General features: G+C 68.9%; 32 protein-coding genes and 1 pseudogene. 15 read left to right on the top strand and 18 right to left on the bottom strand.

The genetic code is table 11. The features are described 5' to 3' along the window. The first annotated feature begins 71 nt into the window (after positions 1-71). Both ACFY2X_RS39695 and ACFY2X_RS39700 read left to right on the top strand, forming a co-directional pair. Positions 72-542 (top strand): WD40 repeat domain-containing protein, encoded by a 471-nt coding sequence (locus ACFY2X_RS39695; RefSeq protein ID WP_389948293.1) that lies wholly within the window; start codon positions 72-74, stop codon positions 540-542. Between the two features lie 199 nt (positions 543-741). After that, positions 742-1569: a Tn3 family transposase gene (locus ACFY2X_RS39700; RefSeq protein WP_389948295.1), complete on the top strand. Its 828-nt coding sequence runs from the start codon at positions 742-744 to the stop codon at positions 1567-1569. Positions 1570-1717: 148 nt separating this feature from the next. Here ACFY2X_RS39700 and ACFY2X_RS39705 read toward each other — a convergent pair whose 3' ends face one another. Both ACFY2X_RS39705 and ACFY2X_RS39710 read right to left on the bottom strand, forming a co-directional pair. Beyond that, entirely contained in the window at positions 1718-3280 is a 1563-nt protein-coding gene (locus tag ACFY2X_RS39705; RefSeq protein ID WP_389948297.1) for an FAD-dependent oxidoreductase, read from the bottom strand. Between the two features lie 111 nt (positions 3281-3391). Continuing rightward, positions 3392-4408, bottom strand: a complete 1017-nt coding sequence (locus ACFY2X_RS39710; protein ID WP_389948299.1) for a hypothetical protein — start codon at positions 4406-4408, stop codon at positions 3392-3394. A gap of 97 nt (positions 4409-4505) precedes the next feature. Between ACFY2X_RS39710 and ACFY2X_RS39715 the strand changes: the two genes are divergently transcribed. The 4 genes from ACFY2X_RS39715 to ACFY2X_RS39730 all read left to right on the top strand — a co-directional run bounded on the left by ACFY2X_RS39715 (position 4506) and on the right by ACFY2X_RS39730 (position 7960). Further along, on the top strand, positions 4506-5159 hold the full coding sequence (locus tag ACFY2X_RS39715; protein WP_389948301.1) for a TetR/AcrR family transcriptional regulator: 654 nt from the start codon (positions 4506-4508) through the stop codon (positions 5157-5159). 101 nt (positions 5160-5260) lie between these two features. Further along, entirely contained in the window at positions 5261-6175 is a 915-nt protein-coding gene (locus ACFY2X_RS39720; protein WP_389948303.1) for a tyrosine-type recombinase/integrase, read from the top strand. Between the two features lie 284 nt (positions 6176-6459). Beyond that, positions 6460-6720, top strand: coding sequence for a VOC family protein (locus ACFY2X_RS39725; protein WP_389948448.1), 261 nt, complete (start codon positions 6460-6462; stop codon positions 6718-6720). Positions 6721-7255: 535 nt separating this feature from the next. Beyond that, the gene (locus ACFY2X_RS39730; RefSeq protein ID WP_389948450.1) at positions 7256-7960 is read left to right on the top strand and encodes a sigma-70 family RNA polymerase sigma factor; all 705 of its coding nucleotides are present in this window, start codon (positions 7256-7258) and stop codon (positions 7958-7960) included. 168 nt (positions 7961-8128) lie between these two features. Here ACFY2X_RS39730 and ACFY2X_RS39735 read toward each other — a convergent pair whose 3' ends face one another. Beyond that, positions 8129-8887 carry a class I SAM-dependent methyltransferase gene (locus ACFY2X_RS39735; RefSeq protein ID WP_389948452.1) on the bottom strand — a complete coding sequence of 253 codons (759 nt, stop codon included), beginning with the start codon at positions 8885-8887 and terminating at the stop codon, positions 8129-8131. A 269-nt stretch (positions 8888-9156) separates the two neighbouring features. Then, positions 9157-9825 carry a TetR/AcrR family transcriptional regulator gene (locus ACFY2X_RS39740; RefSeq protein ID WP_389948305.1) on the bottom strand — a complete coding sequence of 223 codons (669 nt, stop codon included), beginning with the start codon at positions 9823-9825 and terminating at the stop codon, positions 9157-9159. Positions 9826-9923: 98 nt separating this feature from the next. Here ACFY2X_RS39740 and ACFY2X_RS39745 point away from each other — a divergent pair, with 98 nt between their 5' ends. Further along, positions 9924-11144, top strand: a complete 1221-nt coding sequence (locus ACFY2X_RS39745; protein ID WP_389948307.1) for an alpha/beta hydrolase family protein — start codon at positions 9924-9926, stop codon at positions 11142-11144. Between the two features lie 17 nt (positions 11145-11161). Next, positions 11162-11731 (top strand): TIGR03086 family metal-binding protein, encoded by a 570-nt coding sequence (locus tag ACFY2X_RS39750; protein ID WP_389948309.1) that lies wholly within the window; start codon positions 11162-11164, stop codon positions 11729-11731. A gap of 61 nt (positions 11732-11792) precedes the next feature. On the opposite strand, the gene ACFY2X_RS39755 is transcribed toward ACFY2X_RS39750, so the two are convergent. The 4 genes from ACFY2X_RS39755 to ACFY2X_RS39770 form a co-directional block, all read right to left on the bottom strand. Next, a complete protein-coding gene (locus ACFY2X_RS39755; protein ID WP_389948311.1) occupies positions 11793-12458 on the bottom strand; it encodes a TMEM175 family protein in 666 nt (221 codons plus the stop codon). Beyond that, on the bottom strand, positions 12458-13123 hold the full coding sequence (locus ACFY2X_RS39760; RefSeq protein ID WP_389948313.1) for an SDR family oxidoreductase: 666 nt from the start codon (positions 13121-13123) through the stop codon (positions 12458-12460). Before ACFY2X_RS39760 ends, ACFY2X_RS39755 begins: the two co-directional genes overlap by 1 nt. Positions 13124-13233: 110 nt before the next feature. Further along, positions 13234-14835, bottom strand: a complete 1602-nt coding sequence (locus ACFY2X_RS39765; protein WP_389948315.1) for a multicopper oxidase family protein — start codon at positions 14833-14835, stop codon at positions 13234-13236. Continuing rightward, positions 14828-15262 carry a hypothetical protein gene (locus ACFY2X_RS39770; RefSeq protein WP_389948317.1) on the bottom strand — a complete coding sequence of 145 codons (435 nt, stop codon included), beginning with the start codon at positions 15260-15262 and terminating at the stop codon, positions 14828-14830. The genes ACFY2X_RS39765 and ACFY2X_RS39770 overlap by 8 nt, the downstream gene beginning before the upstream one ends. 107 nt (positions 15263-15369) lie before the next feature. Between ACFY2X_RS39770 and ACFY2X_RS39775 the strand changes: the two genes are divergently transcribed. Continuing rightward, positions 15370-16269 (top strand): LysR family transcriptional regulator, encoded by a 900-nt coding sequence (locus tag ACFY2X_RS39775; RefSeq protein ID WP_389948319.1) that lies wholly within the window; start codon positions 15370-15372, stop codon positions 16267-16269. A gap of 54 nt (positions 16270-16323) precedes the next feature. Further along, entirely contained in the window at positions 16324-16449 is a 126-nt protein-coding gene (locus tag ACFY2X_RS39780) for a hypothetical protein (protein ID WP_389948321.1), read from the top strand. Positions 16450-16610: 161 nt separating this feature from the next. Here ACFY2X_RS39780 and ACFY2X_RS39785 read toward each other — a convergent pair whose 3' ends face one another. The 4 genes from ACFY2X_RS39785 to ACFY2X_RS39800 form a co-directional block, all read right to left on the bottom strand. Then, positions 16611-16841: a hypothetical protein gene (locus ACFY2X_RS39785; protein WP_389948323.1), complete on the bottom strand. Its 231-nt coding sequence runs from the start codon at positions 16839-16841 to the stop codon at positions 16611-16613. A gap of 31 nt (positions 16842-16872) precedes the next feature. Continuing rightward, the gene (locus ACFY2X_RS39790) at positions 16873-17163 is read right to left on the bottom strand and encodes a helix-turn-helix transcriptional regulator (RefSeq protein ID WP_389948325.1); all 291 of its coding nucleotides are present in this window, start codon (positions 17161-17163) and stop codon (positions 16873-16875) included. Positions 17164-17557: 394 nt separating this feature from the next. Then, entirely contained in the window at positions 17558-18409 is an 852-nt protein-coding gene (locus ACFY2X_RS39795) for a class I SAM-dependent methyltransferase (RefSeq protein WP_389948327.1), read from the bottom strand. Between the two features lie 35 nt (positions 18410-18444). Next, positions 18445-18927, bottom strand: a complete 483-nt coding sequence (locus ACFY2X_RS39800) for a hypothetical protein (protein ID WP_389948329.1) — start codon at positions 18925-18927, stop codon at positions 18445-18447. 403 nt (positions 18928-19330) lie between these two features. On the opposite strand from ACFY2X_RS39800, the gene map reads away from it, so the two are divergent. Next, positions 19331-20155, top strand: coding sequence for a type I methionyl aminopeptidase (gene map, locus ACFY2X_RS39805; RefSeq protein ID WP_389948331.1), 825 nt, complete (start codon positions 19331-19333; stop codon positions 20153-20155). A 222-nt stretch (positions 20156-20377) separates the two neighbouring features. After that, positions 20378-20509 (top strand): annotated as a pseudogene (locus ACFY2X_RS39810) (recombinase family protein); the annotation flags it as partial. 122 nt (positions 20510-20631) lie between these two features. On the opposite strand, the gene ACFY2X_RS39815 reads toward ACFY2X_RS39810, so the two are convergent. Further along, positions 20632-21258, bottom strand: a complete 627-nt coding sequence (locus ACFY2X_RS39815; protein ID WP_389948333.1) for a hypothetical protein — start codon at positions 21256-21258, stop codon at positions 20632-20634. 101 nt (positions 21259-21359) lie between these two features. Further along, positions 21360-22766, bottom strand: coding sequence for a PLP-dependent aminotransferase family protein (locus tag ACFY2X_RS39820; protein WP_389948335.1), 1407 nt, complete (start codon positions 22764-22766; stop codon positions 21360-21362). 214 nt (positions 22767-22980) lie between these two features. Here ACFY2X_RS39820 and ACFY2X_RS39825 point away from each other — a divergent pair, with 214 nt between their 5' ends. Next, positions 22981-23106 (top strand): hypothetical protein, encoded by a 126-nt coding sequence (locus tag ACFY2X_RS39825; protein ID WP_389948337.1) that lies wholly within the window; start codon positions 22981-22983, stop codon positions 23104-23106. Positions 23107-23126: 20 nt separating this feature from the next. Then, positions 23127-23567, top strand: a complete 441-nt coding sequence (locus ACFY2X_RS39830; protein ID WP_389948339.1) for a hypothetical protein — start codon at positions 23127-23129, stop codon at positions 23565-23567. Positions 23568-23631: 64 nt separating this feature from the next. On the opposite strand, the gene ACFY2X_RS39835 is transcribed toward ACFY2X_RS39830, so the two are convergent. Both ACFY2X_RS39835 and ACFY2X_RS39840 read right to left on the bottom strand, forming a co-directional pair. Further along, positions 23632-23802, bottom strand: a complete 171-nt coding sequence (locus ACFY2X_RS39835; RefSeq protein WP_389948341.1) for a hypothetical protein — start codon at positions 23800-23802, stop codon at positions 23632-23634. Next, positions 23780-24340 (bottom strand): recombinase family protein, encoded by a 561-nt coding sequence (locus tag ACFY2X_RS39840; RefSeq protein WP_389948343.1) that lies wholly within the window; start codon positions 24338-24340, stop codon positions 23780-23782. The genes ACFY2X_RS39835 and ACFY2X_RS39840 overlap by 23 nt, the downstream gene beginning before the upstream one ends. Before the next feature lie 200 nt (positions 24341-24540). Here ACFY2X_RS39840 and ACFY2X_RS39845 point away from each other — a divergent pair, with 200 nt between their 5' ends. Next, positions 24541-25011 carry a GbsR/MarR family transcriptional regulator gene (locus ACFY2X_RS39845; protein WP_389948345.1) on the top strand — a complete coding sequence of 157 codons (471 nt, stop codon included), beginning with the start codon at positions 24541-24543 and terminating at the stop codon, positions 25009-25011. Here the strand turns inward: ACFY2X_RS39845 and ACFY2X_RS39850 are convergent. Further along, positions 24996-25787, bottom strand: a complete 792-nt coding sequence (locus tag ACFY2X_RS39850) for a class I SAM-dependent methyltransferase (RefSeq protein WP_389948347.1) — start codon at positions 25785-25787, stop codon at positions 24996-24998. The two genes, ACFY2X_RS39845 and ACFY2X_RS39850, sit on opposite strands and share 16 nt — an antisense overlap. Continuing rightward, positions 25784-26716, bottom strand: a complete 933-nt coding sequence (locus ACFY2X_RS39855; RefSeq protein ID WP_389948349.1) for an alpha/beta hydrolase — start codon at positions 26714-26716, stop codon at positions 25784-25786. The genes ACFY2X_RS39850 and ACFY2X_RS39855 overlap by 4 nt, the downstream gene beginning before the upstream one ends. Positions 26717-26723: the final 7 nt, after the last annotated feature.

The raw sequence follows: 26723 nt of genomic DNA on the forward strand, positions 1-26723 counted from the left end.
TCGAGTGGGCCACTGCCGGCCAGGTCGACTCCCGATTGCGATACGCCCTGACCGGCTGGAAGGTGCCCTCTGTGGCTGCAACCGTGGTGGACGGCCGGCTGGTCGCTGTCACGAGCGCCCACGATGAAACAGTACGCGTGTGGGACGCGACTACGGGGCAGCAGGTTGGTGAGCCCCTGACAGACCACTACCCGGTGCGGGCAGTGGCCACGGCGGTGGTGGAAGGCCGCCCGATCGTGGTCATCGGCAGCGACACCAACACAGCGCGGATAGTGGACCTGGCCACGGACCGGCAGATCGGCGAACCTCTACGCGGCCACACCGACGCGGTGTGCACGGTGGCGCTGGGCACCGTGGACGGACGCCCGGTCGCTGTCACCGGGAGCTGGGACGCCACGGTGCGTGTGTGGGACGCGGTGACGGGCGAGCAGGTCGGTGAGGAGCTGGTGTTCCCCGCGACGGTGAACGCCGTCGCAGTGGCGCCGGACGGGCGCCTGGCAGTCGCATTCGGTACGGAACTCGCCGTCCTGACCTCTCGCTGACCCCTTCCGCCGCCGCCCTACCAGCGGATCGCCGGGCTCGATAGGGCTATGACTTGAACCGTGGTCAGAGCCGGAACACGGGTTGAGCGTCCGGGGCGCGCCTGCCGTACGACGGGGTCTCAGTAGCAATGAAGAAATTTTCAACGAAGTAGCTTCTGACCTGCAGTAACGAAAGCGTTTGGCTGCCTGTCGCGGGTTGATGATCACTGCCGCTACGGTCGTTCCGGTTTTGTCCGGTACGGCACGTGGAGTGGTGCGTTGTCAGAGAAGATGTTCTCCGAGGAGCAGTTGGAGCAGCTGCGCTTTCGCGTTGTTCGACCTGGTCGGCAAGGCGCTCACCCCGCGCATGCGGGACCTGACCCGCGTCACCCCGGTCCGGGACGACACCCAACCGAGATCGCCAAACGCTACCCGCACGCCGGGCTGCTGCTCTGGGCGCGCGCTGGAACGAGGACCTGTGGCCGACTGCTGGCCGGACCTGCTGCGGATGGCCGGGTCGCTGAAGTACGGCCAGGCCACCGCCTCGCTGATCGTCGGCAAGTGGTCGGCCGCCTCCCGGCAGAACACCCTGGCCGCCGCGCTGAAGGAGTGGGGCATGCTGCGCAGAACCATCCACCTGGCCAAATACCTGTCGGACCCGGCCTTCAGAAGGAAGATCTCCCGCCAGCTGAACAAGGGCGAGAGCCTGCACGCGCTGCGCCGCGACCTGCACTACGCCCAGCAGGGCACCATCACCCGCCCGCACCTGGAACAGCAGACCGAGCAGGCGTGGTGCCTGACCCTGCTGACCAACTCGGTGGTCGCCTGGACGACCGAATATTATTCCAGAGCGGTGCTGGAGCTGCGTTCCCGGGGCCGGGAGGTGAGCGACGAGATCCTGTCACACATCTCGCCCGGACACAGCGACAACATCAACTTCTTCGGCGTCATCAACGTGGATGTCGAGGCGGAGCTGGCCAAGCTCGACACCAGCGGCTGGCGGCCGCTGCGGCCCGCGCAACTGCGCGAGCTGGGGCTGACGCCCTGACAGGCCCTGTCCCGCTCTAGGGAGGAGACGTGGGCGGTGGTGGCTCACCCATGGCGCGGACCACTACCGGGCTCACGGCTGGGTCTGTGTGAGCAGGAAGAAAGGTGTCGGACCGCCCACGTATATACGTGAGTCGACGCTCACGACTTTAGGTGTGGGCGGGTTTGATGACTCCGAACCACCGCTGCAAGGCCGTACGAAGCGTTTCGATCTCCATGGGGTCGGGCCGGGGCGATGCAGATGCCCAGGCCACATAGCCGTCCGGGCGAGGGAGCAGGGCGGTGGGCGCGGGAGTCTGGGAGCGCGCCGTGACGATATCGACCTGGTCGGGCCGCAGGGCAAGTGTCTCCGCCAGTGATGCTTCTTCGGTCAGGTCGAGCAGCAGCGGGCGTGCGTTTCTGGTCAGCTCGGCCAGCCGGACCGGTCCGGTCGTGGTGTCCAGGTCCATCTCCGGGGCGAACCGGCCGGTCAGCGGGTGCGCCTCGTGTTCGCCCATGTCGTAGCGGACGTCGGCGCCGGCGAGAAGGCCGGCGAGGCGCTGTACGGCGCTTTGATCGCGGAGCAGTTCGGTAAACACCTGGCGCAGTCCGGTGACATCGCTGCCGGGGGCGATCAGGGCCGATTGCGCCTGCGCGTTCAGCACCATGCGCTGGGCGGCCGATCGCCGCTCTGTCTCGTAGCTGTCCAGCAGCCCGGGCGGGGCGCTTCCCCGGATCTCGGCGGCGAGTTTCCAGCCGAGATTGACCGCGTCCTGCAGGCCGAGGTTGAGCCCTGGGCCGCCTCCCGTGGCAGCGTACACGTGCGCGGCGTCACCGATCAGGAACACCCGGCCGTCGGCGAACCGTTCGGCGATTCGGGTGTTGCCGCCGGTCAGCCGGCGCAGCACGTGCGGCCCCGCGCCGTCGGGCGGATCGAGCGGCATGTCGACGCCGAGCACACGGCGGATGCTCACCCGCAGCTCCTCCATGCTCATGGGAGCGTCGGTCGCGGGCCTGTCCCACTCGGTGGTGCTGATCAGCGGTGGGTGGCCAGGTATCGGCGCGTAGGAGAACCCGCCGTGTTCAGTGCGGTGGGGCAGGAACGGAAGAATGGCGCCGTGGCCGGGCACGTTCAGTGCACCAGTCGCGGGATCGACCCATTCCGCCGGGACCGTCGCGTGCGCTGAGTAGACGGTCATCCGGTCGTAGGTGATGCCGGGGAATGCGATGCCGGAGAGCTTGCGCGTGGTGCTGTGGGCTCCATCCGCGCCGATGAGGTACCGGGCCCGCAATTGGTAGGCCTCGCCCGGGCTCGCGACCTCGATGGTCACCGCGTCGTCGTCCTGCGATAGGCCGACGACCTCGTGTCCCCAGCGGATCTCCACGCCCAGTTCGATGGCGCGCTCCTGCAAGACCTGCACGATGCGTCGCTGCGGCACCGGCAGGGCATAGACGGGGCTGTCCTGCAGCAGGCTCAAGTCCAGGCCCATCGCGCCGAACATGAAGTATGCGGAGTTCGGCTGCGGAGGTTGTGGGCTACCACTGAGACGTTCGTGCAGTTCCCGGTGGTCGAGCACTTTCACGACTTGGCCGAGCAATCCGTTCGCTTTCGGTTCTTCGCTAGGCTCGATCAGCCGCTCCAGCACGACCGGCCGGGCCCCTGCCAGGCTCAGTTCGCAGGCCAGCATCAACCCGTTCGGGCCACCGCCGGCGATGACGACATCTGTGATCATGTGTGTTCTCCTTTATTCGTACGGAAAAGAGCGGGACGGGTGGAGCGCTGAGGCGCAGGGCCGTGGGCGGTGCCGGTGCGGCTCGCTTCGGGCTGCGGCCTTGGGACGTGGTCAGCCGCGGTAGTAGTCGGCGAGGGTGGTGAAGGCGGCCTTGGGTTCCCAGGGCATGTCGGGGTAGGTGGCTCCGAGCCGGTCCTCGTAGACCTTGACGATGCCGTAACTGGCCAGGTCCAGGTCGTCGCGGGGATTGCCGTCGGGCCGGTGCACATGGTCGTACAGCGCGAAGGTGAACACGAACGTGCTGTCGACGCCGCCGGCGTCGAATGCCTCCAGCAGCTCACGCACATAGGCGGCCTGACCAGGCTCGTCCCGGGCATAGTCACCGTTCAACCGGACAGGCCCGTCCTTGTCGTACTCGACGATCTCCAGACCGAGAGCGCCCCGATCGCCGGCACCCTGGTAGCTGGCCGCGCCGAACTCGGTGATCGTGACCGGCTTTCCCTGCGCGACCAGGCCACGGACGCCGTCGGTGAAACGGTCGGCGATCTCGGCCGACCGATAGAGATCCATGGACACGATGTCGAAGGGTGCCCAGTCGACCCGCTCAAGCGGCACGGAGGCGTAGGTCGCCTTGCCGCCGAAGCGGTCGCGGACCAGGGCCACGGCTGTGCCGAGGAATTCGTTGACACGTGCGCTGACCTCGCCGATCTGCTCTCGCACGCGATCTGGCCGGCTCAGGAACGCGACCCGCTCGTCGATGCTGTCACCGGGCAGGAACCCAGGATTCATCAGGCTGAGCTCGGCGCCGACGACGAACACCACCTCGGCTCCCCGCCGCCTCAGCCGCTCCGCGCGTTCGGCGCAGTCCGCGAACAACGACAGCATCTCCGCGGCGGTCAGTTCGAGGGGGTAGGGGGAGAACCAGACCTCCAGGCCCAGATCGGCCGCGTGCGCCGCCGCCAGCTCAATCCGTTCCGGGTCACCGCCCATGACACGGACCGCGGTGCAGTGCAGGTCATCGCGGATGATGCGCAGCTCGCGCTCGACCACGTCCGGGTCAAAGCGCTTGCGGGAGTTCGCTCCGTTCTTGACGAAGCCGGTGTCGTAGCTGATGCCCTTGGCTCTCATCGTTCTGATTCCTTCCTGACGGGGGTGAGAGGCCAGGCTAGGTATAAATTTGCGTGCACGCAAATTTGCGTGCACGCATCTAGACTATGCTGAGACCGTGACGACGAGACGGACGGGGCTGCGCGAGCAGAAGAAGCAGGCCACCCGAGAGGCATTGCGCGCGGCGGCCCTGCGGCTGGCCCTTGAGCGTGGACCGGACAACGTGCGCGTCGATGACATCGCCGAGGCCGCCGGCGTCTCACCGAGGACGTACAACAACTACTTCTCCAGCCGCGAACAAGCGATCGTCGCCGCCGTCACCGGCGAACGAGAGGCACGAGTCGCGGCGGCGGTGGCCGACCGGCCCGACGGCGTCGGCCTCGCCGACGCCGTCATCGAGGCCATCGTGGATCAGTACACCGCCTCGGACGCATCCGGCCGGGACGCGCTGCTGCTGATCATCACCCGCCCCGCGCTGCGCGACGCATTCATCGACACCACCACCGCGATCGAACATCCCCTCACCGAAGCCATCGCCGAACGTCTCGGCGATGGCGACCCGCACACCGCACGGGTGCTCGCGGCGAGCATGGCTGCCGCAGTCCGCGTGGCGCTCGAGCAGTGGCTGCAAACGACCGCCTTGTCCTCCACGGCCAGCGGGCTCGTCGTGCCGTCCGGCTCGCTATCGGACCTCCTGCACACCACGCTCGCACCCCTCAGGCCCGCACTCGACGCCGCCGAGCAACGAGCACTCCACCACCGGCACCCGTGAACTCCCCGCCTCAAGAAAACGGCGCCCCGGCATCTGCCGCTGAATCGTCGCTGGCGCGTAGGAACCCGCCGGACAGCACCAATCAGACCACGCCCGCTCTCGTGTGGCTACAACGCCTGATATGTGACCCTGCCGCTGGCGCGACGACCGCGACTGGGATCGGGCCAGCGGTCGAGTGCTTCCTGGACTCCATCACCGCGGCCACCACCCGCGCCGGCTACGCCGAGACCCTCGCCCGGCTGACCGCCGTGGCCAGCCCGGCCCATCCCGTCGCCACCCTGGCCCCCGAGCACTACGCCGCGGTGATGGACCGCTGGAACACTGCGGCCGCCGCCACCTGGAACCGGCACCTGTCCGCCCTGTGCTCCTTCACCACCTGGGCCCAGCGCCAGGAACTGCTGGCCACCAACCCGGCTCGGCGCCTGGAACGCCGCAAGCCCGCCCGCCGCGGCGACCGCGCCATCCCGCGCGCCCGGCTGGAGACACTCTTCGCCGATCCCGCGCACGCCCTGCGCGAACGACTGCTGTGGCGGCTGCTCTACGACACGGCCGCCCGCGCGGAGGAGATCCTCACCCTCAACGTCGAGGACCTCGACCTGGAATTCCGCCGAGCCCGCGTGGTCTCCAAAGGCGGCGCCATCGAGTACGTGCACTGGGCCACCCCGACCGCCCGGCTGCTTCCCCGACTGCTGACCGGCCGCACCACCGGGCCGGTGTTCCTGGCCGACCGGCGCGCCCCCGCCTCCGGCCCGCGCACGCCCGCGGCCGCCGACATCGACCCGACCACCGGGCGTGGGCGGCTGTCTTACCCACGCGCCGAGTACTTGTTCAAGACCGCCTCAGCCCGGCTCGATCCGCACAGGCAGGGCTGGACACTGCACCAGCTCCGCCACAGCGCCCTCCAGCATCTGGCCCAAGCCGGCCGCACCGCCCCCGAACTGCAGGCCAAGAGCCGCCACCAGCACCTGGCCAGCCTCGGCCGCTACGTCCGCGCAGGTCAGAAGCAACTTCGTTGAAAATTTCTTCATTGCTACTGAGACCCCACGACAGGTCGAACGTCACCCGTGCCGCGGTGCTGTCATCGCCGTCGACGCGCAGCGCGTCGAGCCGATTGCCGGTGGTCATTCGTGTGACGAGGTGAGCGATGAGAACAGGGTTGACCGCGATGTACGCCGCCGCGATCCGCAACGCCAAAGGAGTCCCCGGCGGTGGGCCACGGACTCTTCGTTGAGCCGCCAGGACCGGCTCAACGCCGATCTTCTGGAGTTCGTCAAGCGGTGACGTAGCCACCCGACGTGAGCTGCCGAGCGGTACCCATCTCATCGCCAAGGACGAGCAGGCAATACCCTGGCTGGCTTTCATTCATGTCCCTGACGCCAAGCACACCAAGAACCGCCTGCACCTCGACCTCCAACCCGACGACCAACAGGCCGAGGTCGAACGCCTCACCGCCCTCGGCGCCACCCACATCGACGTCGGCCAACCCGCCGACGCCCCGTGGGTCGTCCTCGCCGACCCGGAAGGCAACGAATTCTGCGTGCTCCCACCCCGGCGCCCCTAGCTTGATCTTTGACCTGTGCGTCGCGGACGTGGGTTAGCGGATCTCTTGGTCTTTGGTTTCTTCCCGGGGGTGTTCACACTGGTCAGCCCAGCCGCGGTGTGCACGTCGTGACGCGGGACGGGCTGGTTGGCGCGGCGGCCGGGTGGCCGTCCCGGTCTCGGCCGGGAGAGTTTCGGCACCTGCGCGCAAAGACACCCGGTCCCGTCCAGGCGCCGAAGCTCCCCGGCGGCGGCCTGCCGCGTTGAACCTCCTCCTTCGAAGCGGGGCCGAGCCCGTCAGGACTGCCGGATCGCGGCGATGTCGAGCTCCAGCGTCACCTTCGGGCTGACCAGGACCCTGGTCGCGGGGTTCCAGTTCACGCCCCAGCCGTTGCGGTTGGCTGACGTTGTAGAACCGCTTGCCGATGGTGGCGCCGAGGTCGGTGGCGTTCAGGTTCATACGGGGTTGCATGACATCGTCCTCACTTGTGGGGTTGGGTGCCGCGCGGATCGTTCGCGCGGCGTCGTGACGGCCATGGAGATGCCGGCGGGCCTACCTGGTCCGGATCACCACGCGTCAGGCGCTGGGCCGGCTGCGCACACTGCGCCGCCGCAGGGAGTCCTATATCGGCCCCTGGCTGCCCGAGCCGCTGCTGACCGCGCCGGACGTGGCCGAGGACGTCGAGCTGGCCGACAGCGTCTCGATGGAGATGCTGCTGGTGTTGGAGACCCTCGCGCCGACCGAGCGGGCGGTGTTCGTGCTGCGCGAGGTGTTCGATCTGGGCTATGAGGAGATCGCGCAGGCCGTCGGCAAGAGCCCGGCCGCGGTTCGTCAGATCGCCCACAGGGCGCGGGCGCACGTCGCGGCGCGCCGGCCGCGTGGGGTGGCTTCTCCGGCCGAGATACGTGGCGTGCTGGAGGCGTTTTGGCGGGCGGTCGAAATGGGCGATGTGCAGGCCCTGCTCGACCTGCTGGCGCCGGATGTCGTGTTTCTGGGGGATGGGGGTGGAGTCGTGCGGGCCACGCTGGAGCCCGTTGTGGGGGCCGGCCGGGTGGCCCGGCTGCTGGGCCGGATCGCCGCCGCGGTGTCGTTTCAACCGGCCCAGGTCAATGGCCATCCGGCGCTGATCATCCGGCTCAACGGTGGCATCGACACCGTCATGGCGGTGCGTATCGACGACGGTCTTGTCACCGGGCCTTATGCGGTGCGTAATCCCGAGAAGCTGTCGCGTGTCGAGCGGGAGACCATCGTGAGCCGCTGAACCCGGGCCCCTCGGAATACGACTGCAACGGGCCGCGGGTGGCTGGTACCCCCCGTCAGCGGGAGTCTCGTGCCGGTCGGCGAGCTGACCGCCGCGCACGGCCGCGGGCGCTGTACGGCGCGGACGTGACGGAGGCGGTCGCGCGTGGCAGAGCATCTCACTGGTTATTTAACGCTCGGGAGCCTTCCGGGCCTCGATGAGAAAACGCTGTGAATAGGCCACGAACGGCCCATGGCGTTCCATGAAGTCGTGGAGTACGGCCAGTCGGTCCCGATAGGCGTCCACAGTGAAACCCGGGACGATCCAGATCACCTTGCGGAGGAAATGCACTACCGCTGCGATGTCGTGGAACTCCATCCGGAGCGCCTCCTGGCGCAGGTCGACCACCTCTAGGCCGGCGGCCTCCGCCTCGGCCACGGCCGTCATCGGGTTCCGGGACGGGTGAACCGGCTGCGGGCCCATCATGAAATCGGTCAGCTCACGAGCCGATCCCGCGCCCACGTCCTGGGAAAGGTAGGTGCCACCCGGGCGCAGGACCCGCTGGATCTCGTCCCAGCGGGTCGCCACCGGGTGGCGGCTGACCACCAGATCGAAGCGGTCGGACGGGAACGGCAGGCTGTCGGCGTCGCCGACCTCGATGACGGTGGCGTTGAACTTGGCGAGGTTGCGGCGCGCGATCTCCAGGTTCGGCGGCCAGGACTCCGTCGCCGCCAGGAACGGCGGGGAGACCGGGATCGAGGCCAGCACCTCGCCCCCTCCGGTCTGGATGTCAAGGCCCGCCTCGGCTTTCGACATCCGCTCGGCGAGCAGCTTCGCATAGCCCCAGGACGGGCGCTGTTCACTCGCGCGCCCGGCGAACCAGGAAAAGTCCCAGCCCTCGGTCGGGACGGCCGCACCCTCAGCCACGAGATCTTCGAACGTCGACATGGGGTGAGGATGGCAGACGGCCGTGATGTCCGCACTTGGATTAAAACTCGATCCGGTCGATCCGGTCGATGACGTTCTTGACGGTGACACCTGGGCGGCGGCCAGGGCGCGCACCTGCGGGGCAGGCAGCGGAACCACTTTCTTGGCCGGGTCGCCGTGGCGCAGCGGCCCGGCCGGGGTATGCGCGGTGATCCAGGTGAACAGTGCCGGCAGGTGGGCCAGGTGGTTGTTGACGGTCGCGGCGGCCATCGGCGCCGCCCACACGTCGGCTACCTGCGTGGCTCATCACGGGCCGGATGCGGCTGCGGCGTCCGTTCGCGAGGGGGGCGGATCGCGTCCGTCCGGCCTGATCCTGGCGTCCCGGTGAGGGAGAGCAGGTGGTCGACGAGTGTGTTGACGTAGTCGGGGTCAAGGAGGCCGGCTCCGAACAGGATGCGGATGTACATCGGGGCCAGGATGTGGTCGAGCACGTCCAGGGCGTCCGGCGGGCGTTCGCCGCGGTCGCGGGCCCGGTCGAGCATGATCTGAAGCTGGCGGGAGCGTTCGGCGAGGAAGGCATCGCGCGCCCGCATGCCGTCGTCTCCCGCCGTGGACAGCGCGATGACCAGGCGCAGCACTGCCAGCCCGTCGGGCCCGGTGACGTCCCGGGCCACGTTGGCGGCGTAGGCGCGCAGGTCGCCGTCCAGGCTTCCGGTGTCGGGGATGGGCGAGGTGGTGGTGAGCCAGGTGATCGCCACGTCCATGGTCAGGGCTTCGAGCGTCCCCCAGCGCCGGTAGATGCTGGTGTCGGCCACGCCGGCGCGGGCGGCGACCTCGCCGACGGTGAAGTTGCCGTACCCGCGCTCGGCGACCAGGTCGGTGACGGCCTGATGCACCGCCGCGCGGATGCGGGCGCTGCGGCCGCCGGGTCGGCGGGCGGGCTGTCGCTCTTCCTCCATACTCCTCACTTTAACGCAGCTATAACTTGCGTTTGCGGTTGGCCGGGTCTTAGAGTCCCGTCAGTAAACGCAGTCACCAACTGCTTTAGGAGTGAGTTGTGACGCCCCTGTTCTTCCCCGGCAACCCCAGCTTCTGGTACGAGACCCTGCGCACCTTCGGCCACATTCCCTACGGCGGCGCCGACTTCGGCGAGGTCGTCGTCACCTGCCGGCGGATCACCGCCGGCGACTACGACAGCTGGCACGACGAGTGGCTGGCCACCGCCGACCGGGTGGCGGACGACGCGCGGGACGCCCTGGCGGGAGGGCATCACGTCAGCGCCCGCGACGCCTTCCTGCGAGCCTCGAACTACTACCGCGCCGCCGAGTTCTTCCTGCACGGCAACGCCGCCGACCCGCGCATCCGGCACGCCTACGACGCCTCGGTGGCCTGCTTCCGCCAGGCCGCGGCGCTGTTCACCCCGGTCGTCGAACCGGTGGAGATTCCCTACGAGGGCACCGTGCTGCCCGGCTATCTGTACCGGGCCGACGAGAGCGGCGCCGCACGGCCCACCGTGGTGATGCACAACGGGTTCGACGGCAGCGTGGAGGAGATGCACTTCTTCGGTGCCGCCGCGGCCGTCGAACGCGGCTACACCGTGCTGTCCTTCGACGGCCCCGGCCAGCCGGGCACCCGCCACAGCCAGGGCCTGATGTTCCGCCCCGACTGGGAGAACGTGGTCGGCCCCGTCCTGGACCACGTCCTCACCCGTCCCGAAGTCGACCCCACCCGCATCGCACTGCTCGGCGTCAGCATGGGCGGCCTGCTCGCACCGCGTGCGGCGGCCTTCGACCAGCGCGTCGCCGCGCTCATCGCCCTGGACGGGGTCTACGACCTGGGCGACATCGCCACTTCCGGCGTGCCCTTCCCGCGTGCCGAGGCCGAGCGCCGCCTGCGCGCCGACCACGACTCGGAGCTGGACGCCGCGATGGAGGCGGTGATGGCCACCAGTCCCATGCTGCGCTGGGCCATCGAGCACGGCATGTACGCCATGGGCGCACCCACCCCGCGTGCCTTCGGCGCCGCGTATCTGGACTACCACCTGCGCGACGGCATCGCCGAGAAGATCACCTGCCCCACGCTGGTCTGCGCCGGTGCCGACGACGGCTTCTTCAAGGGCCAGCCCGAACTGCTGTATGAGCACCTGACCTGCCCCAAGACACTGCTGATCTTCACCGCCGAGCAGGGCGCCGACGCACACTGCCAGTCCGGCGCCCAGCGCCTGGCGTTCGCCCGCGTCTACGACTGGCTCGACGACGTCTTCGCCAAGACCGCCTGAACTCGATGGAGACCACGATGACCTCTGTGATCAACCAGATCGACCGAGCCCTCGACATGACCGGCGCCATCGTCAAGGGCGTCACCGACGACCGGCTCGCCGCCCCCGCCCTCTGCCCGGGCTGGGACGTACGCACCGAGCTCAACCACCTGGTCGGCGGCATGCGCATCTTCGCCGCCGAACTCGCCGGCATCGACGCCGGCGCCGCCCACGAGGACGACTGGCTCGGCGCCGACCCCCAGGCCGCCTTCACCACCGCCGCCGACCTCGACCGCGACGCCTGGCACCGGCCGGACGCCCTGAACAGGACCGTGCGCCTGGGCTTCGGCACCGTCCCCGGACCGATGGCCGCGCTGATCCACCTCACCGAAGTCCTCGTCCATGGCGTCGACCTGGCACTCGCCACCGGCCAGCAGACACTCGTGGACGACGCAGCGTGCGACGAACTACTCACGATCATGCGTGGCATGGACTTCGACGCCTTCCGCCGCCCCGGCATGTTCGGCCCCGAGCTCCCCACCCCCGCCGATGCCTCCGGACACCAGCGTCTCCTGGCCTTCCTCGGCCGCGACCTCGCGCCGCACTGACACCTCGATCAGCCCGGCACAACCGCCACACCGGCACACAAGCGCCGTTGCAGTACTAGATCTAGAAGCTGCTGAGCCGCCAGATCCTGGGCGCGACCGCGGAGTTCAGCTGGAGCAGGACGATCAGCACGATGCTGACATACGTGTTGATCACTGAAAGCACCACGGCGACCGCGTATAGCGCCTGGTAGATGACGATCCGGCGTCGGTGCGCCAGGCGCATTTCGTGGTTCACTTCCGCCTTCAGCAGCCCGGCCCGGTGCCCGTACGTGATGCTGGCCAGCAGCATGGCACCGAGCAGTAGCAGGTTCAGCCAGTAGACGGCCAGCGCGAGCCGGTAGTCGATGTACTCGCCGAGCAGTGCCGTGGAGAACGGCATGAGCGACACCGAGGCCAGGAACGCCAGGTGGATCCACGTCAGATGCCGGTTGGCCCGCTCGAACTGGTTGAGCTGCGTCTGCTGGCCCAACCAGAAGATGCCAAGAGTCAGGAAGCTCATGAAGTAGGTGAGCAGTTTCGGCGCGAGCAGCGCCAGCGCGTGCCATAGCCCCTGCTCCGCGTCGAGGGCGCCGCTTGCCCAGATGGGGTCCTGGTGGTGCACGGCCTCGACCACCGGCACATGCAACTCCAGGACCAGCAGTGTCATGGCGATGGCGAACACGCCGTCGCTCAGTCCGGCCAGCCTGCCGACGCTGCTGCCGGCGAAGTGGGAGTAGAAGGCGGGCATCAGGTGGGCTGGCCGGTGGGGCGCACGACGACCGTGTTCACGTCCACGCCTTCGGGCTGGGCCAGCGCCCAGGCGATGGCGTCGGCGATGTTGTCCGCGCTGAGCAGCGGCCCGGTGGGGCGCCCATCCGGCCAGAACGAGGTGTCCACGCGGCCGGGCGCGATCAGCGTCACGCCGACGCCGTCGCCGGTCACCAGCATGCGGGTGTTCTCGGCGAGCGCGGTCACCGCCCACTTCGTCACCGAGTACATGTTGCCCGGCGAGTGGATGAACCCGGCGACACTGCCGACCAGCACGATCCGGCCGCGGGTCTCGCGCAGCGCGGGCAACGCGGCCTTCACGAGCAGGGCGGGGCCGAGCACGTTGGTGAGGACCATGTCGCGCAGCCGATCCGGGGCGGTCTCGGTGAGCGGGCCGTGAGTGGAGAAGCCGGCGTTGGCGACAACGTGATCGAGCCTGCCGTACTCCTTGACAGTCGCCTCCACGGCATCCTGTACGGCGTCGTAGTCAGTGGCGTCGCCGGGCAGTCGCAGCACGCCAGGCACCTGGGTGAGCTTGGCCTCGTCGCGGCCGGTGACGGCGACCGCTTGACCGTCGGCGACCAGCCGCTTGGCGAGTGCGAACCCGATGCCACTCGCTCCACCTGTGATCAACGTTGTTTTCACGGCCACACAGTAGGGGCGTAGCCCACCAGCGACCAATAAATCCGCTTATGGCTGATCAGGTAGAAATCGATGAGTTACGACGAACCCAAGGGATCCATGATGCCTAGCTCCTAGATGATCTCGAGATTGGCCATCATGGCCATGTCCTCGTGTTCGGCGTTGTGGCAGTGGAACAGGTAGCGGCCGCGGTAGCCGTCGAAACGGGTGATGATCTCCACCGATTCGCCCGGCCGCAGGGAGACGGTGTCCTTCAGGCCCGCGTCGTGCGGCAGCGGCGGCCGGCCGCTGCGCGAGAGCACCCGGAAGCCGACCAGGTGCAGATGGACGGGGTGGTGGACGTCGGCGATCAGCCGCCATATTTCGACGTCACCGAGGTGGGTGGTGACGTCGGCTCTGGCGGGGTCGAACGGTTGGCCGCCGATCAGCCAGCCGTGGCCGTCGTGCATCTGCCCGGCGCGGAAGGCGAAGTCACGCACCCTGACGGCGTCCGACCGTCGCCAGGTCGGCAGGTCGGTGGACAGTGTGCGCGGGATGCGGCTGTCGTCGGTGGCGTTGCGGGCGACGCGGAAGGCCATCACGTCGCGGGTACGGCCAGAGCCGAGCCGGTTGACGACTCTGACGCGGCTGCCGATTGCGACACCGGAGAAGTCAATGACCACGTCGTAGCGTTCGGCCGGTGCGATCGGCAGGAGCCGGTGGGGGATCGGCGCGGCGAGCAGGCCTTGGTCGGTGCCGATCTGGACGAGATCGAGCCGGCGTCCGTCGTCGAGGACCGCTTCGAGTTCATAGTGCCGGGCGTTGGAGGCGTTCAGGATGCGCAGCCGGTAGCGGGCCGCGTCGACCTCGTGCACAGGCCACGGGGCGCCGTTCACCAAGATCACGTCCCCGAGGACTCCGGCGAGGTACGGCTCGCGAACGCCCGGCCGCTCGCGCAGGGTGGGGTCGAGGGCGGGGTAGTCGAGGTTGCCATCGGCGGCGAACGCCCGGTCGGCGATCATCAGGGGCAGTTCGCGTCGCCCCGCGGGCAGGCCGAGTGCGTCCTCGGCGTCGTCGCGGACGATGTGCAGCCCGGCCAGGCCGCGCCAGATCGCGGGGGCGGTGAAGTCCATCCGGTGGTCGTGGTACCACAGCAGCGTCGGCCGCTGGTCCAGCGGGAAGGTGTAGTCCCGTGTCAGCTTGGTCACCACCGCACGCGGATCGTGCATGCCACGCATGCCGTGTCCGGAGCCGTGCCCCGTGTGCATGGGGACCTCCTGCCAGTCCTCGGGCAGGACGAGGTCGGTCGGATACCCGTCGGACGCCGCCGGGGTCCGTCCGCCGTGCAGGTGCACGACGGTCGGCACGGGCAGCTCATTGCGATGCGTCACGGTGACCGGCCGGCCGCGGCGCGACTCGATCGTCGGCCCGGGGAAGGTGCCTTCATAGGTCCATAGCGGCGTCCTGATGCCGGGCAGGATCTCCACGCTCGCTTCGCGCTGCGTGATCGCGTAACGGTCGGCGCCGCCCGAGGTGCTGACCGGCGCCAGCACGGAGGGAATCGGCAGCGGCACCTGGAAGGGCGGCGGTAGCGGCACGGCACTGCGCAACTCGGCACCGGTGATCGACGGCCTGCGCGCCAGCGCCGCCGAGGCCGACAACCCGGTGGCCGCCATCAGCCCGAGCGCCCCGCCGATACCCAGCACCTGCCGCCTGGTCATGCCACGCTCACGCATCGCGGGCCTCCCGCGGTCGCCGCGGCAAGGGCCGGCGCCAGACGGCGATGAACAGCACGACGAGCGCGACGACGGTCATCACACCCAACGGGATGTGCAACCACAGCGCGCCGTCCAGTCCGGCGAAGTACTGCACCGTCTCGGCCGCCACCACCGCCATCGTGGCCAGGAACGGCCAGACCTGGCGCAGCCGTACCCACACCACGATCGCCGCGATCACCTGCAGGTAGCCGATCGAGGTGACCACGTCGGCGCCGATCGCGTGCCAGCGCAGGCTGTCGAAGTCACCGGTCAGATACACCCCGGCGAACACCGGCTGGCCGGCGATCGCCACCACGTGCGCGCTGACGACGGCCCGTAGTGTCCACCCCGTGGGCGTCGTCCGATGCTCAGCATCGGATCCCAGGCGGTTGGCCACGGTAAGCATGAGGGATCCTCCTCACTCTGTCCCATCTGCAAACGCCTCGAAACTATGGCTTGCGAGTTATCTTGTCTAAGATCAATATTGCTATGCCGTTATGTATCGGAGGCATGATGGACCTGAACACGCTCAGACAGTTCCTGGTGGTGGCGCGGCTGGAGCACCTCAGCCGCGCGGCCGACGAGCTGCGCATCGCTCAGCCTTCGCTGAGCCGTACCATCGCCCGACTGGAGAGCGAACTGGGCACACCGCTGTTCGATCGGAGCGGCCGGCTCCGGCTGAACGACACGGGCAAACTCTTCCGCGGTTACGTCGAACGCTCCCTCGGTGAGCTCGATGCGGGACGGAGAGCCGTCGCCGAGGCCACCAGCGAGGGTGTGGGCACCGTGAGACTGGCGTCGGAGACCTTCCTCACCCTCACCGGACCGCTGGCGGCCTACAAGCGAGCTCATCCCGCCATCGAGGTCGAACTCCGCTGGACGCCGGCCGAGGACATGGCCCGCCGCCTGCGGGCCCAAGACGTCGATCTGTGTGTCGTCTCACAGCCGATCCACACCGAGGGCCTGGAGGCGATGCGGCTGCTCGACGAGGCGGTGGGGGTGGCCACGCCACTGGATCATCCGCTGGCGGGCCGTACCTCGGTGAGCATCGACGAACTCGCCGATCAGCCCTTCATCACCGCACACCAGGGGCACTGGCAACGCCGACTCCTCGATCGGCTCTTCGCCGCCAGAGGCCTGACACCGAAGATCGTTTGCGAGAGTGATGAGCACAGCGCCATAGCCGACCTCATCAGCGCGGGACTCGGCATCGGTCTCATCCCCGCCATCGCCCGGCGGGCCACCACCCGTGCCTCCCTCGCCTGGATCGCCGTCGACAGCCCCGACTGCCGTCGCGTGCTCACCCTGTTCTGGGGCGCCGACAGCCACCTGTCAACCGCCGCCCGCCTGATGCGCACCACGATCACCAGCTGGAACTGGATCACCGGCGAACCGCAGGAGAGACTCGGATGATCGTCAGCCTGTCGTCCACGGGCGGAGCTTGTCGGGGTTGCGTACGGCCCAGATGTGCTTGATCCGGCCGTCTGCGACGTCGAATGCGTGCACCGCATCGTCCGCCGGCTGCTCGACGCGGGCGAGAAGGTGCGCATGGACGGCTGGCATCCCGGCTTCGCACACACCCAGCCCCGCTGAGCCCAAACAGCCTGAGCCCCTCGCGGTGCCGCGTTTACCGCCAAAATCCGGTCCGATCCTCCCCGGAGGCCAACCGGTCAGGCCGGGCCCGCAACCGTCCGGCGATCTTCGTGATGACGCCGGCGGGCAGCCCCTCGGCCGAGAGGGTGAGAGGGTGGAGGTCAGGCTTCTTCGTCGAGGTCACGCCACTTCCACGCGGCGGCGGCCGAGGGGAGGAGGACGGCGGTGAGAAGGGCCAGCGCGCGGCGGTTCGTACGGCCGGCGAGCCAGCGAGGTATGGGCCGGGCCCGTCGCCTGTCGCGGGCCTCGTGCCGGACAGACTCCAGGATCTCGCGATGCTCCTCGGGTGTGGCGTCCTTGGCGGCGGCGAGGTTGTCCAGGTGCTGTCTCATGCGGTTTCGGGGGTGTTGCCGGTCGAGGAAGTCATGTCGGTCCTCCAGAATCGCCGGAACGGTAGAGCTGCGCGGACATGGGGGTGAACGGGCGGAGCGAGAAGACGGCCTCGAAGGGGAGCCCGAAGAACCCGCAGATCTTCAGTGCGAGTTCGGCGGACGGACCGTAGTCGCCGCGCTCCAGGAATCCGATGGTCTGCGGATTCACACCGACGGCGGCCGCCAGCTCGGCGCGGGAGACACCGCGTTCGGCGCGGAGTACCGCGAGCTGGTTGTAGAGGGTAGTGCCCTTGCGGCCATCTCCAGATTTCTTGCCTTCCACAGTTAGAGCGTTGCGTATACACAACGAACTGACAAGGCCAACAACGATGTTCACGACACGGCCCGGCGGCTGTCCCGATCGTTAGCGTCGGTTGCAATCGCCGGGACGGTCGCCCCGCACGCCGCGGCCTGCCCGGATGATCGCTATATCCAGCACATCCTCACCCGGCTGCGCAGCATCGAGTCCGCCCGGGACATTCTCGCCCACGGCGCGACCCCTGGCCTGCGCTATGCCCGGGGCGGGCGGCTGGAGAAGCACCCTCGCCGTGAGGTCGACGACGTAGCGGATGGCGTCGACCTCTCTGAACTATGAACCGTTACCGGACGGACGACGATAGGTGGCGACCGCGGGACCATCGGCCACGGACGGGCCGGAGGCCATCGACACGTTGCCCTCACTTGCGGCTTGCGGCTTGCGGCTTACGCCAGATCATGATCTCGGTTGGCGGAAGTCGCTCCGCGAAGCGGTTGTCGGGTGAGGCCTGCCGCAACTCCTGGCGCAGGTCCCGCTCGAAGTCCTCCAGCCTGTCGCCGAACAGGTGAGGGGCGGAGTCGGACCGGGAGAACACCCACGCCACGATGTCGTCCGCGGTGCGATTGACCACCTCGCCGGCCGGAACGACATGCCGTTCGAAGTCCTCGAACCCGGCCCGTGCCAGTACGAGGTCCTCCCGGTCCGGCGTGCCGTTGACCAGCGTTCCCTGCCCCGCGCGGCGCACCGGGCCCACGTACCGGCGCACCAGGCCCCTGATCTGCGTGTACGGGGGAGTGGGCAGCGGCAGCGGTGCCGGGTCGGCGGGCGGATTCTTGAGGTCGCTGATGTGGACGAAGGCGCCTCCGGGCTCCAGCATCTCCAGCACGGTAGCGGCGACACGATCGCGATCCGTCCAGTGGAAGGACTGGGCGAACACCACGACCCGGAACTCACCCAGACCGGCCGGCAGGTCCTCGGCGCGGGCGGCCGTCCAACGCGCGTTGGTCACCCCACGACGCTCGGCCTGTCGCTCGGCCTCGGCCAGCATGTCTTCGTCCGGATCAAGGCCGACCGCCTCGGTGAAGAACCGCGCCAGGGCGAGCGACACGGTGCCCGGCCCGCAGCCAACGTCGAGAAGCCGGCCCCGGCCGTCCACGCCGAGGGCGGTGGCCAGGGTTTCGGCAAAGCCCGGAGCGTACGGCAGTCGGCCGCGCTCGTAGTAGGCCGCGCTTCCCTGAAACAGCGTGCTGTCCCACCGCCATCCATCGGGCATGTCAGTTCCACTCCGCTCTTGTTCTACATGTTCAGCTATGGTGCGATCGGGGTCGCCGAGCAGGGGTCGGCATGTCGATCCGCAGCTCTGGCGGTCGCGGCGGCGTGCTCGTCGGCGGTCATGCCGCGGTCAGGGTAGCGTTGGTTGAGGTCGTACTGGTCGTCAGCCCACCGCTGGTAGTCCCGCCGGACGATGAGCTCGTCGGAGTCGACAACACGGGCGATATCGGCCCAGGTAACCCCGGCCAGCAGCGCGTGGTGGACGTTGGAGGGATGGCGCACGGTGCGCGCGATGCACTCCGCCAGCGCCAGCAGTTCGATGTGCTCGGCTATGGTGAGCGGAGGCCGGTCATCGGCTCCATGCCGGGCGGGGTCATAGATCCCTCGGGTCACCAGCTCAATCCGGGCGCGAGCCGATGCGTTCTTGGCGGCTAACTCGTTGTAGCGCTCCAGCTGCTGACCGACAGGCATGTCGTAGCGAGCGTCGCGCCAGGTCGTGATGTGCTCAGGCATGGTCATGACGACTTCTCCGGGGCGGTCGGGTGTTGGCTTCAGGGGGTCACCGATGTGGTGGGCCGCGCTTCAGTGATCATGCCTCAAGTTTATGAGAGGGTCGCCGGGCGACGATCGCAGACCGGCAGGCGGTCGCTGCGCCGACCTGGTCAAGCGGAAGTTCAGCCCGGGACAACTCTCAATCTTGCGCAGGGTTTCCGGCGAGATGCCGGCCGTGCGCGCGACTTCCGCTAGGTCGCGTCCCGCTCGCGCGTGGCGCAGCAGGGCGCCGAGACGCCTGCCGGTCTGCGATCTGCTCAGGTGTGAGCGGTTGGCGGACCATGCTCCCAGGACAGGACTGGTATTACTATACCGGCAAATGCTAGGGTGTCGGTATAACTATACCGGCACCCTGTGACGCGAGGTATTCGTGATTGAACTGAAGACGCCTGCGGAGATCCAACGCATGCACGTGGCCGGGCGTTTCGTCGCCGAGGTGCTCTCCGAGGTCGGCCGACTCGCCGACGTGGGCGTCAACCTCCTGGACCTGGAGCGCCACGTGCGCGGCATGATCAAACGGCGCGGGGCAGAGTCGTGCTACTGGGACTACGCGCCGTCCTTCGGACGCGGCCCGTTCCGCAACGTCATCTGCCTGTCGGTCAACGACGCCGTCCTGCACGGCCTACCCCACGACTACACACTGCGCGACGGGGACGTGCTCAGCGCGGACCTCGCGGTCAGCATCGACGGCTGGGTGGCCGACTCGGCGCGCACGGTCGTCGTCGGCACCGCCGCCGAGGAGGACCTGCGGATCATCCGCGCCACCGAGGAAGCGTTGGAGGCGGCGATCGAGGTGGCACGTCCGGGCAACCGCCTGGGTGACATCTCGGCGGCCATCGGGGCGGTAGCCCGCGACTACGGTTACCCGGTCAACACCGAGTTCGGTGGCCACGGCATTGGCCGCACCATGCACGAGGGGCCCCACGTTTCGAACAAGGGCCGGGCAGGGCGCGGCCTGACGCTCCGGCCGGGGCTGACCCTCGCGCTCGAACCCTGGTTCGCCCGCACGACCGACCGGATCGTCTACGACGCCGACGGCTGGACCATCCGGTCGGCGGACGGCTCACGCACGGCCCACTCCGAGCACACGGTCGCCATCACCGAGGACGCCCCCTTGGTGCTCACCCGGCGTGAACCGGAGAACCCCGCAACGCGGGCTGATTCCGCCAGCCGGCTATCCACAAAGGACGCCTGAGTCGCCCTGTTCAACCGATGCCGGCCCGATCGAACGGCGCTCGCAGTCAGCGCCGAAATGCTGGTGTCTCCGGCTGTGCGTCGCGATCCAGGCCGGACCACCGACGCAGTGGCCGTGACGTGGCGCTTCAACGCTCCTACCGGCCGATACCGCCAACCGCTGTTCCTGGATTCCTCAGCCCCGGGGTACGCGCGGGTGTCCACCCGAGACCAGAAGCTCGACATCGGGTTCCGCTCCCTGCACGAGGCGCTCGACACCACCACGCCCGGCGGGCGCCTGGTCTTCCACGTGTTCGCCGCGCTGGCCGAGTGCATACGTGAGCTCATCATCGAGGATACCCGCGCGGGCCTGGACGACCGGGGAGGGCCCGAAGGCGTTGTTCGACGGGGCGGTAGGGCGGCTACGCGAGCGGCGGGATGTGGGGGCCGGCGGTCAGACGATGTGTCATCAGGGTCATAGCTGTGCGGCCGTGCGGATCAGCCTGGCGAGGGCGAGGGAGCGGCTGTGTGCGGGCCGGACGATGTGGGTAACGACGGGGGTGCGTCGGTCAAGGGGACGGCGGTGTGCTCGGCCCATAGCCAGGCGCGGGCGGAGTCGGGGATGAGCCGCGGGTCGATGTCGAGCCCGAACTGCGCCGCCACTTCACCGAGCGCCGGGAGCTCGTTCGCGAGTGCCTGGCTGGCGGGCTCCCACAGGCGGGAGCGAATGAGGGCGCGGCCGTTGACGCGCAGGCTCTCCCACGAGCCGGGGATAGCGAGAATGCCACTCAGTGAACAGGTTCTGATCCCATGATCGGAAATGGGCGGAGTTGGAGGCCACCGCGGTCGAGCCCTGGCCAGGCAGCCGGCGCGTAAGATCGCCCCCTTGAGGATGTCGATCAGCGGAACCGCGCTCCAGCGGCGGGCCACCTCGTTCTTGATCCGGCGCAGGTTGCGCGGCTCGGGAGCGGCCTCAATCGGGATGAGTTTGATCGCCCCGGCCTTCTGGTCGGCGATCTCCACCCAGTCCAGGCTCGGCAGCGCGTCGTTCAGCTCCACCAGGGCGCTGGTCATCTTCTCGCGCAGGCTGTCGCAGAACTCCGTCGGGTCCAGGGGCTTGCGCACTCGTACACCATGCGCGCGACCCGCCGCCGGCCGCGGGTGTCGGCGCGGTAGACCAGGTCGGCCCAGTCTTTGAGGGTGTCCTGCAGTGACGCCCCTTCATGTCATCGGCCGGTGAGGCCGGTGGCGAGGGCGTCGATCGCGGCAGCGGTCTGCTCGGTCGGCAGGGCGCCGAAGCCGACGAGGAATCCCGTGACCGGCCCGGGGTCCTGGTAGGTGCGGCGCAGGGAGCTGACAAGAACGCCGTGCCGCATGAGGGAGTGGGACGGGTCGTCCTGCGACGCCGTGTCCGGACCGACCACGGCCAGGTGCAGCCCGGCGAGGGCCGGCAGCGGTCGATAACCCGCCGGGAGCCGATCGAGCAGTTCGCGGTAGATGCGGTGGAGGCGCGGGGTGTACGCCGCGCGCACCCGCCGGAGGTGGCGGCCGAGATGGCCTCCGTCGACGAAAGCGGTCAGTGCCTCCTGGGTGGCCGACGGAGGGCACCAGTCGATTGCCTGGCGCACGGCGATGACGGCCGGCACCAGCGTCATGGGGGCGACCAGGAACCCCATCCGCAACGCGGGACTCAGGATCTTGCTGAAGGTGCCGACGTAGATCACGCGCCCGTCGCGGTCGAGGCGGTGCAGGGGTTCGAGCGGGCGCGGAGTGTGCCGGAACTCGCTGTCGTAGTCGTCTTCCACGATGGCCGCGCCGTGTCGGCCAGCCCAGCGCAGCAGCTCCAGCCGGCGACGGCGGGACAGGACCACGCCGAGCGGGTACTGGTGCGACGGTGTGACGTACACCAGACGCGCGCCCGACGGGATTGCGTCGACCACGATGCCGTGTTCGTCGACCGGCACACCTACCGCGTCGACGCCGTGGGAGCGCAGCAGTTCCCGCACCGGCGGGTATCCGGGTTCTTCCACGCCGACCACGTCTCCCGGGGAGAGCAGGACTCTGGCCACGAGGTCGACCGCGTGCCCGGCGCCTGCGGTCACCACCACCTGCCCCGGCGTCACGATGATGCCCCGCGAGCTGGCCAGCCAGCGTGACAACGCGGCGCGCAGGTCGGCGGTGCCGGCGGGGTCGCCGTATTGAGCCGAGGCCTGCCGCAGGCCGGACAGCACGCACCGGCGCCACACGACGGTGGGGAACAGGTGCGGGTCGACCCGGCCGGCCCGGAGGTCGAAGACGGCCTCGGCCTGCGGGTTGTCGTCGTAGCGCCGAAGTGCCGCGCTGCGCGGCGTCGGGGCGAGCGCACCGGGCGACGGGCTCTCCGGGTATGGCTCGTGCCCGCCGGCGACGGCGGTACCGCCGCCGGCCCGGCCTTCGATGTACCCCTCCGCAGCCAGAGACCCGTAGACGTCCGTGACCGTCGAACGTGCGATGCCGAGTTCGGCGGCGACAGCCCGCGACGGCGCCAGGCGGTCGCCCGGGCCCAGCCGTCCGCTCAGGATCGCGTCACGGATCTGTTCGTACAGCTGCCTGGTCACGCTGCGGCCATCGTCGGGATCGATGAACAGCTCCATCGCCCACTCCAACTTGGTCTGGTTGGGAGTGCTGTGCTTGGACCTGTTGAGGAGGCCATGTTCACCGTAGCGTCGAAGACGGTGCAGCCCTCGATGAACGGTGAAGCTGATCCGAAGAAGCCGACCGCTTGGCTCGCACCTCATCGGGAGTGCACACACTCCGCCCATGGTCCGGTGGGAATCGCCGGCGTGGTCCGAGAGGGGAGCAACCTCGATGACAAGGGACAAAGCGTCCACGGCGGCTCTTGGCGCGGCCGCCGCAGCGGTGACGTTCTCGATGAGCGTCCCGGTGGCCCAGGCCGCCATGCCACGCAAACGGCAGCGGGGAGTGCCGCGCTGAGGCAGCAGAAGGGAACTGACATGCGCACCTGGCGGAAACTGTCGAAGCTCGCGGCCGTGGTCACGGTGGCCGGAGGTCTCGCGCTAACCGGAACCTCGGCGGCGGTCGCCGACGAGAATCCGGCCACGGAGAAGGCCGCCCCGCTCACCTGTGGCAGCGGCGTGTTCCTCGACGGCCTCCGGGCCCTCAGGATCACCGAGAGCGGCCGCGACGAGGTGTACATCACGAGCGGTGGCAGGAAGATCTGGCCGGTGACCTCGGCCTACGTGTCGATGGCCGCGGGCCAGCGGGTCGAGGTCGACAAGTGCGTCCCCGTCGGCGCCCAGCTCCGCCTCATGGAGTACGACGACCTCGATCCCAACGACACCATCGGCGGCGTCACCATCAACCGGGACGCGACCTGGGACTACGAGTTCTGCTGTGGCGACGACGGCCGGTACCGGATCGGGGCCGTCCGATAGTCCGCCCTTTCCGCGCGGCACCGCCTCCGGCCGGCTGAAGAAGGCCGGAGGCGGTGCCGTGCTCTCACACGTCGGTGAACAACCCGGCCGGCAGCTCGATTGCCCGAATCGCGTTCAGCTTGCGGACCTCCGTCAGCATCGAACCCAGACTCACGCTGCCCGGCACCGCCTTGACCAAGGACAGGACCGAGCCCTCGTCCTCGTCCAGATCGTCACCGCTCTCCTCGTTCTTCATCGCGGCGTTGTCGGCAGCCAACAGAGCGAGCATCCGGCACGGCCGGCCGGCCTCGGTAGCGGCCTTCGGCTTCCGCCGCGACGATCCCCTCGGCGGTCAGCTCGTTCTGCAGATCGCGCTGGAACGGCCCGACGGCGGTAATGACGTTGATGAGCAGCGCGGTCGTCGCGTCGTTGGCGGCCAAGTCGTGAAAGTTCGACAGCGGACCGGACAGGACGCGCAGGGCGACGCCGCGGGCCTGGCACCAGTCACGGACCGCGTGGATGTCGACCAGATCCCGGCACAGCCGGAACAGCTCCGACACGGTCAGGACGTCGCCCGGGTGTGCGGCGGCGGCGACCCTGGCGAACGCGGGCCGCTCCAATGCGGGGATCTTGGAGCTGGTGGCCGGGTCCTCGAACAGCAGCACCCCCTCGGCGGAGCGGAATCCCTCGGCGACGCCCTCGGTCCGGATCAGGAGGCCGGCCTCGGTGAGGATGTGCCGCTGCCGCAGCAGCGACTGGGTCGCGGTGGACACGCGCGAGTAGACGATCCGCACCGAAGGCTCCTCAGGGAAGACAGGGCACCCTTCTGCCTGTCGGGAAATCACCTAATCCCGACACCCCGGGTACAGAAATGTGGACGTGCCCGCGCCGTTCGCTCCGACGATCGTGACGCGTAAGGTTGGGCGGTCTCAGTGCGGTCTGAGCACAGCCTTTGGTCTAGTCTGAAATGACTGGTATCAAGGAAGAGGGGTGTATGGCCGAGGCAGGACCTGAGCGCGAGCGGGTGCTCGAATGGGTGGAGCGGGTGGCCACCTTCGTCTCTGAGGAATGGGGGCTGGCTCCGATCACCGGCCGCATCCTGGGCTGGCTCATGGCCTGCGACCCACCGGAGCAGACCGCCGGTGAGATCGCGGAGGCCATTGGCGCGAGCCGAGCGTCGCTGACGTCGAACATGCAGTTGCTGACGTCCATTCGGCTGGTGCGCCGCTTCCGCAAGACCGGCGAGCGTAACGTCTACTACCGGATCGAGGACGACGCCTGGTCCAAGGTCATCCGGCAGAAGCTGGCGGCGTTCACGGCCTTCGAGCGGCTGGCCGAGGACGGTCTGAAACTCGGGTGGACCGGCGAGGAGCAGACCGCCCGCATCCGCTCGGCCCGCACCTCCATCGCCGCCCTGGCCGAGGTCCTCGACCAGGCCGCCGGCGACGATCAGCCGAAGCGGTAGCGCAGGATCCGCCCACCCTGCCGGGACATGCCGTCACTGCGTGCCATGAGGCGGGTGAGCGCGCGTAGCGGCTGAGGGAAGGATGCGACCTCGGGAGCTCTGGTGAGGAGCTGCTCCACGGCAAGGGTGAGTCCGGCGCCCCAGCGCTCGGGTTCGCGGGCGTCGTCGAAGCCGGCTGCGCCGCGAACGCCGAGGGCCTTCATGGCGGGGTGGTAGCGCATGGACCAGGCGGCGAACCGGGTGTAGCCGTTCAGCGCCAGTTCCCCCGCGGGGAAGTGCGAGGTGAGGCTTCGGGTGAGTGCCTGGAAGGTCTGCCCCGGCATGAACGGCAGCACCCCCTCCGCCACGATCATGGCCGGGCGATCACCCGGGACCGCGTCGAGCCAGCCTGCGGTGGTGAGATCGGCGGCGACGGGGTGCCCGCCGGGCAGCAGGCCCTTGCGCAGGTCGATGACCTCGGGGTAGTCGATGTCGTACCAGTCCACCCCGGCGGGCGGGGTGCAGCGGAGCATTCTGGTGTCCAGGCCGCAGCCCAGGTCGAGCACCACCGCGTCCGGATGCCTGGTGCAGAAGGCGCGGACTGCGTCGTCGAGCTTCCTGCCGCGTAGTGCCGTGCCGAACACGACGCTCGGGGAGGCTTTGATCTTGCCGAAGTCGTGGTCGAGCTGCCGGACCACGTTGTCGGAGTAGGTGTCGTGCAGGATCGAGTTCGGCTCGCGGCTGTCCAGCGCCCGGGCGTACAGGGTGAGGAAGAGCGTTTCCTGGATCGGGGTCATCGGGTCATCTCGGCTACGGATTCGAGGGTGGGAGCAGGCGTGCTGGTCGCGATTCGCGTCTTGCGCAGATAGGTGTCGAACCAGTCCACGGCCAAGGCCATCGCTTCCTCGAGGCCGGGTCCGGTGTAGAGGCCCAGCACGTCGTAGGGGAGGATCTCCAGCCGTTTCGGCTCGCCCGCCTTGGTGAACGCGCTCTGCGCCTCCTCCAGCATGTGGTAGGGATCCCATCCGCCATTGGCAATCATCAACAGTGGGGTGGGCGCGAGCCGGTCGATGAGGTTCTCCGGCGCGAACGTGAGCAGGTGTTCGGTGGAGTCGAGCGTCTTGTCGTTGCGGTAGGTCGGGAAGATCTGCTCCGACAGGTCGGGCGCCTCCTGCACGTTGTCGTGGTCGAGCGTCAGGTGCGGCACCCGGGCGCTCTGGCCGCTCTCGTACCGGTCCTGCCAGTCCTCATCGAGTCGGTCACGAACGGCGCGCAGCCCTTCGCGCCCCAGCAGTCTTTCCAGGTAGCGCCAGCCGTTCCACACGCTGGGGCTCTGCACCACGACGGCCTTGGCCCGGCGATCCAGCACGGCCGCCTGCACGGCGACCGAGCCGCCGATGCTGACGCCCCACAACCCGATGCGCTCGGGCTGCACCTCCGGCCGCGTCTGCAGGTAGGAGATCGCGCTGCGGAAGTCCTCGACCTGCCGCTCCGGGTAGTCCATGCCGCGCGGCTCGCCCTCGCTGGAGCCGACCGTCCGGTAGTCGATGGCCAGTACGGCGAAGCCGGCGCGGACGAAGTAGGGCGCGAAGAAGCCCAGCGCCTCCTTGACCATGACACCGCTGTGCCCAAGGACCAGGGAGGGCGCCGGAGTTTGGTCAGGTAGGTAGAGATCGCCCGCGCAGCGGGTGCCGAGGCTGGTGAAGGTTACATGTTCGGGGGTCATGTCCGTC

Origin of the sequence: Streptosporangium sp. NPDC000396, assembly GCF_042898655.1 — a bacterium.
Taxonomy (GTDB): domain Bacteria; phylum Actinomycetota; class Actinomycetes; order Streptosporangiales; family Streptosporangiaceae; genus Streptosporangium.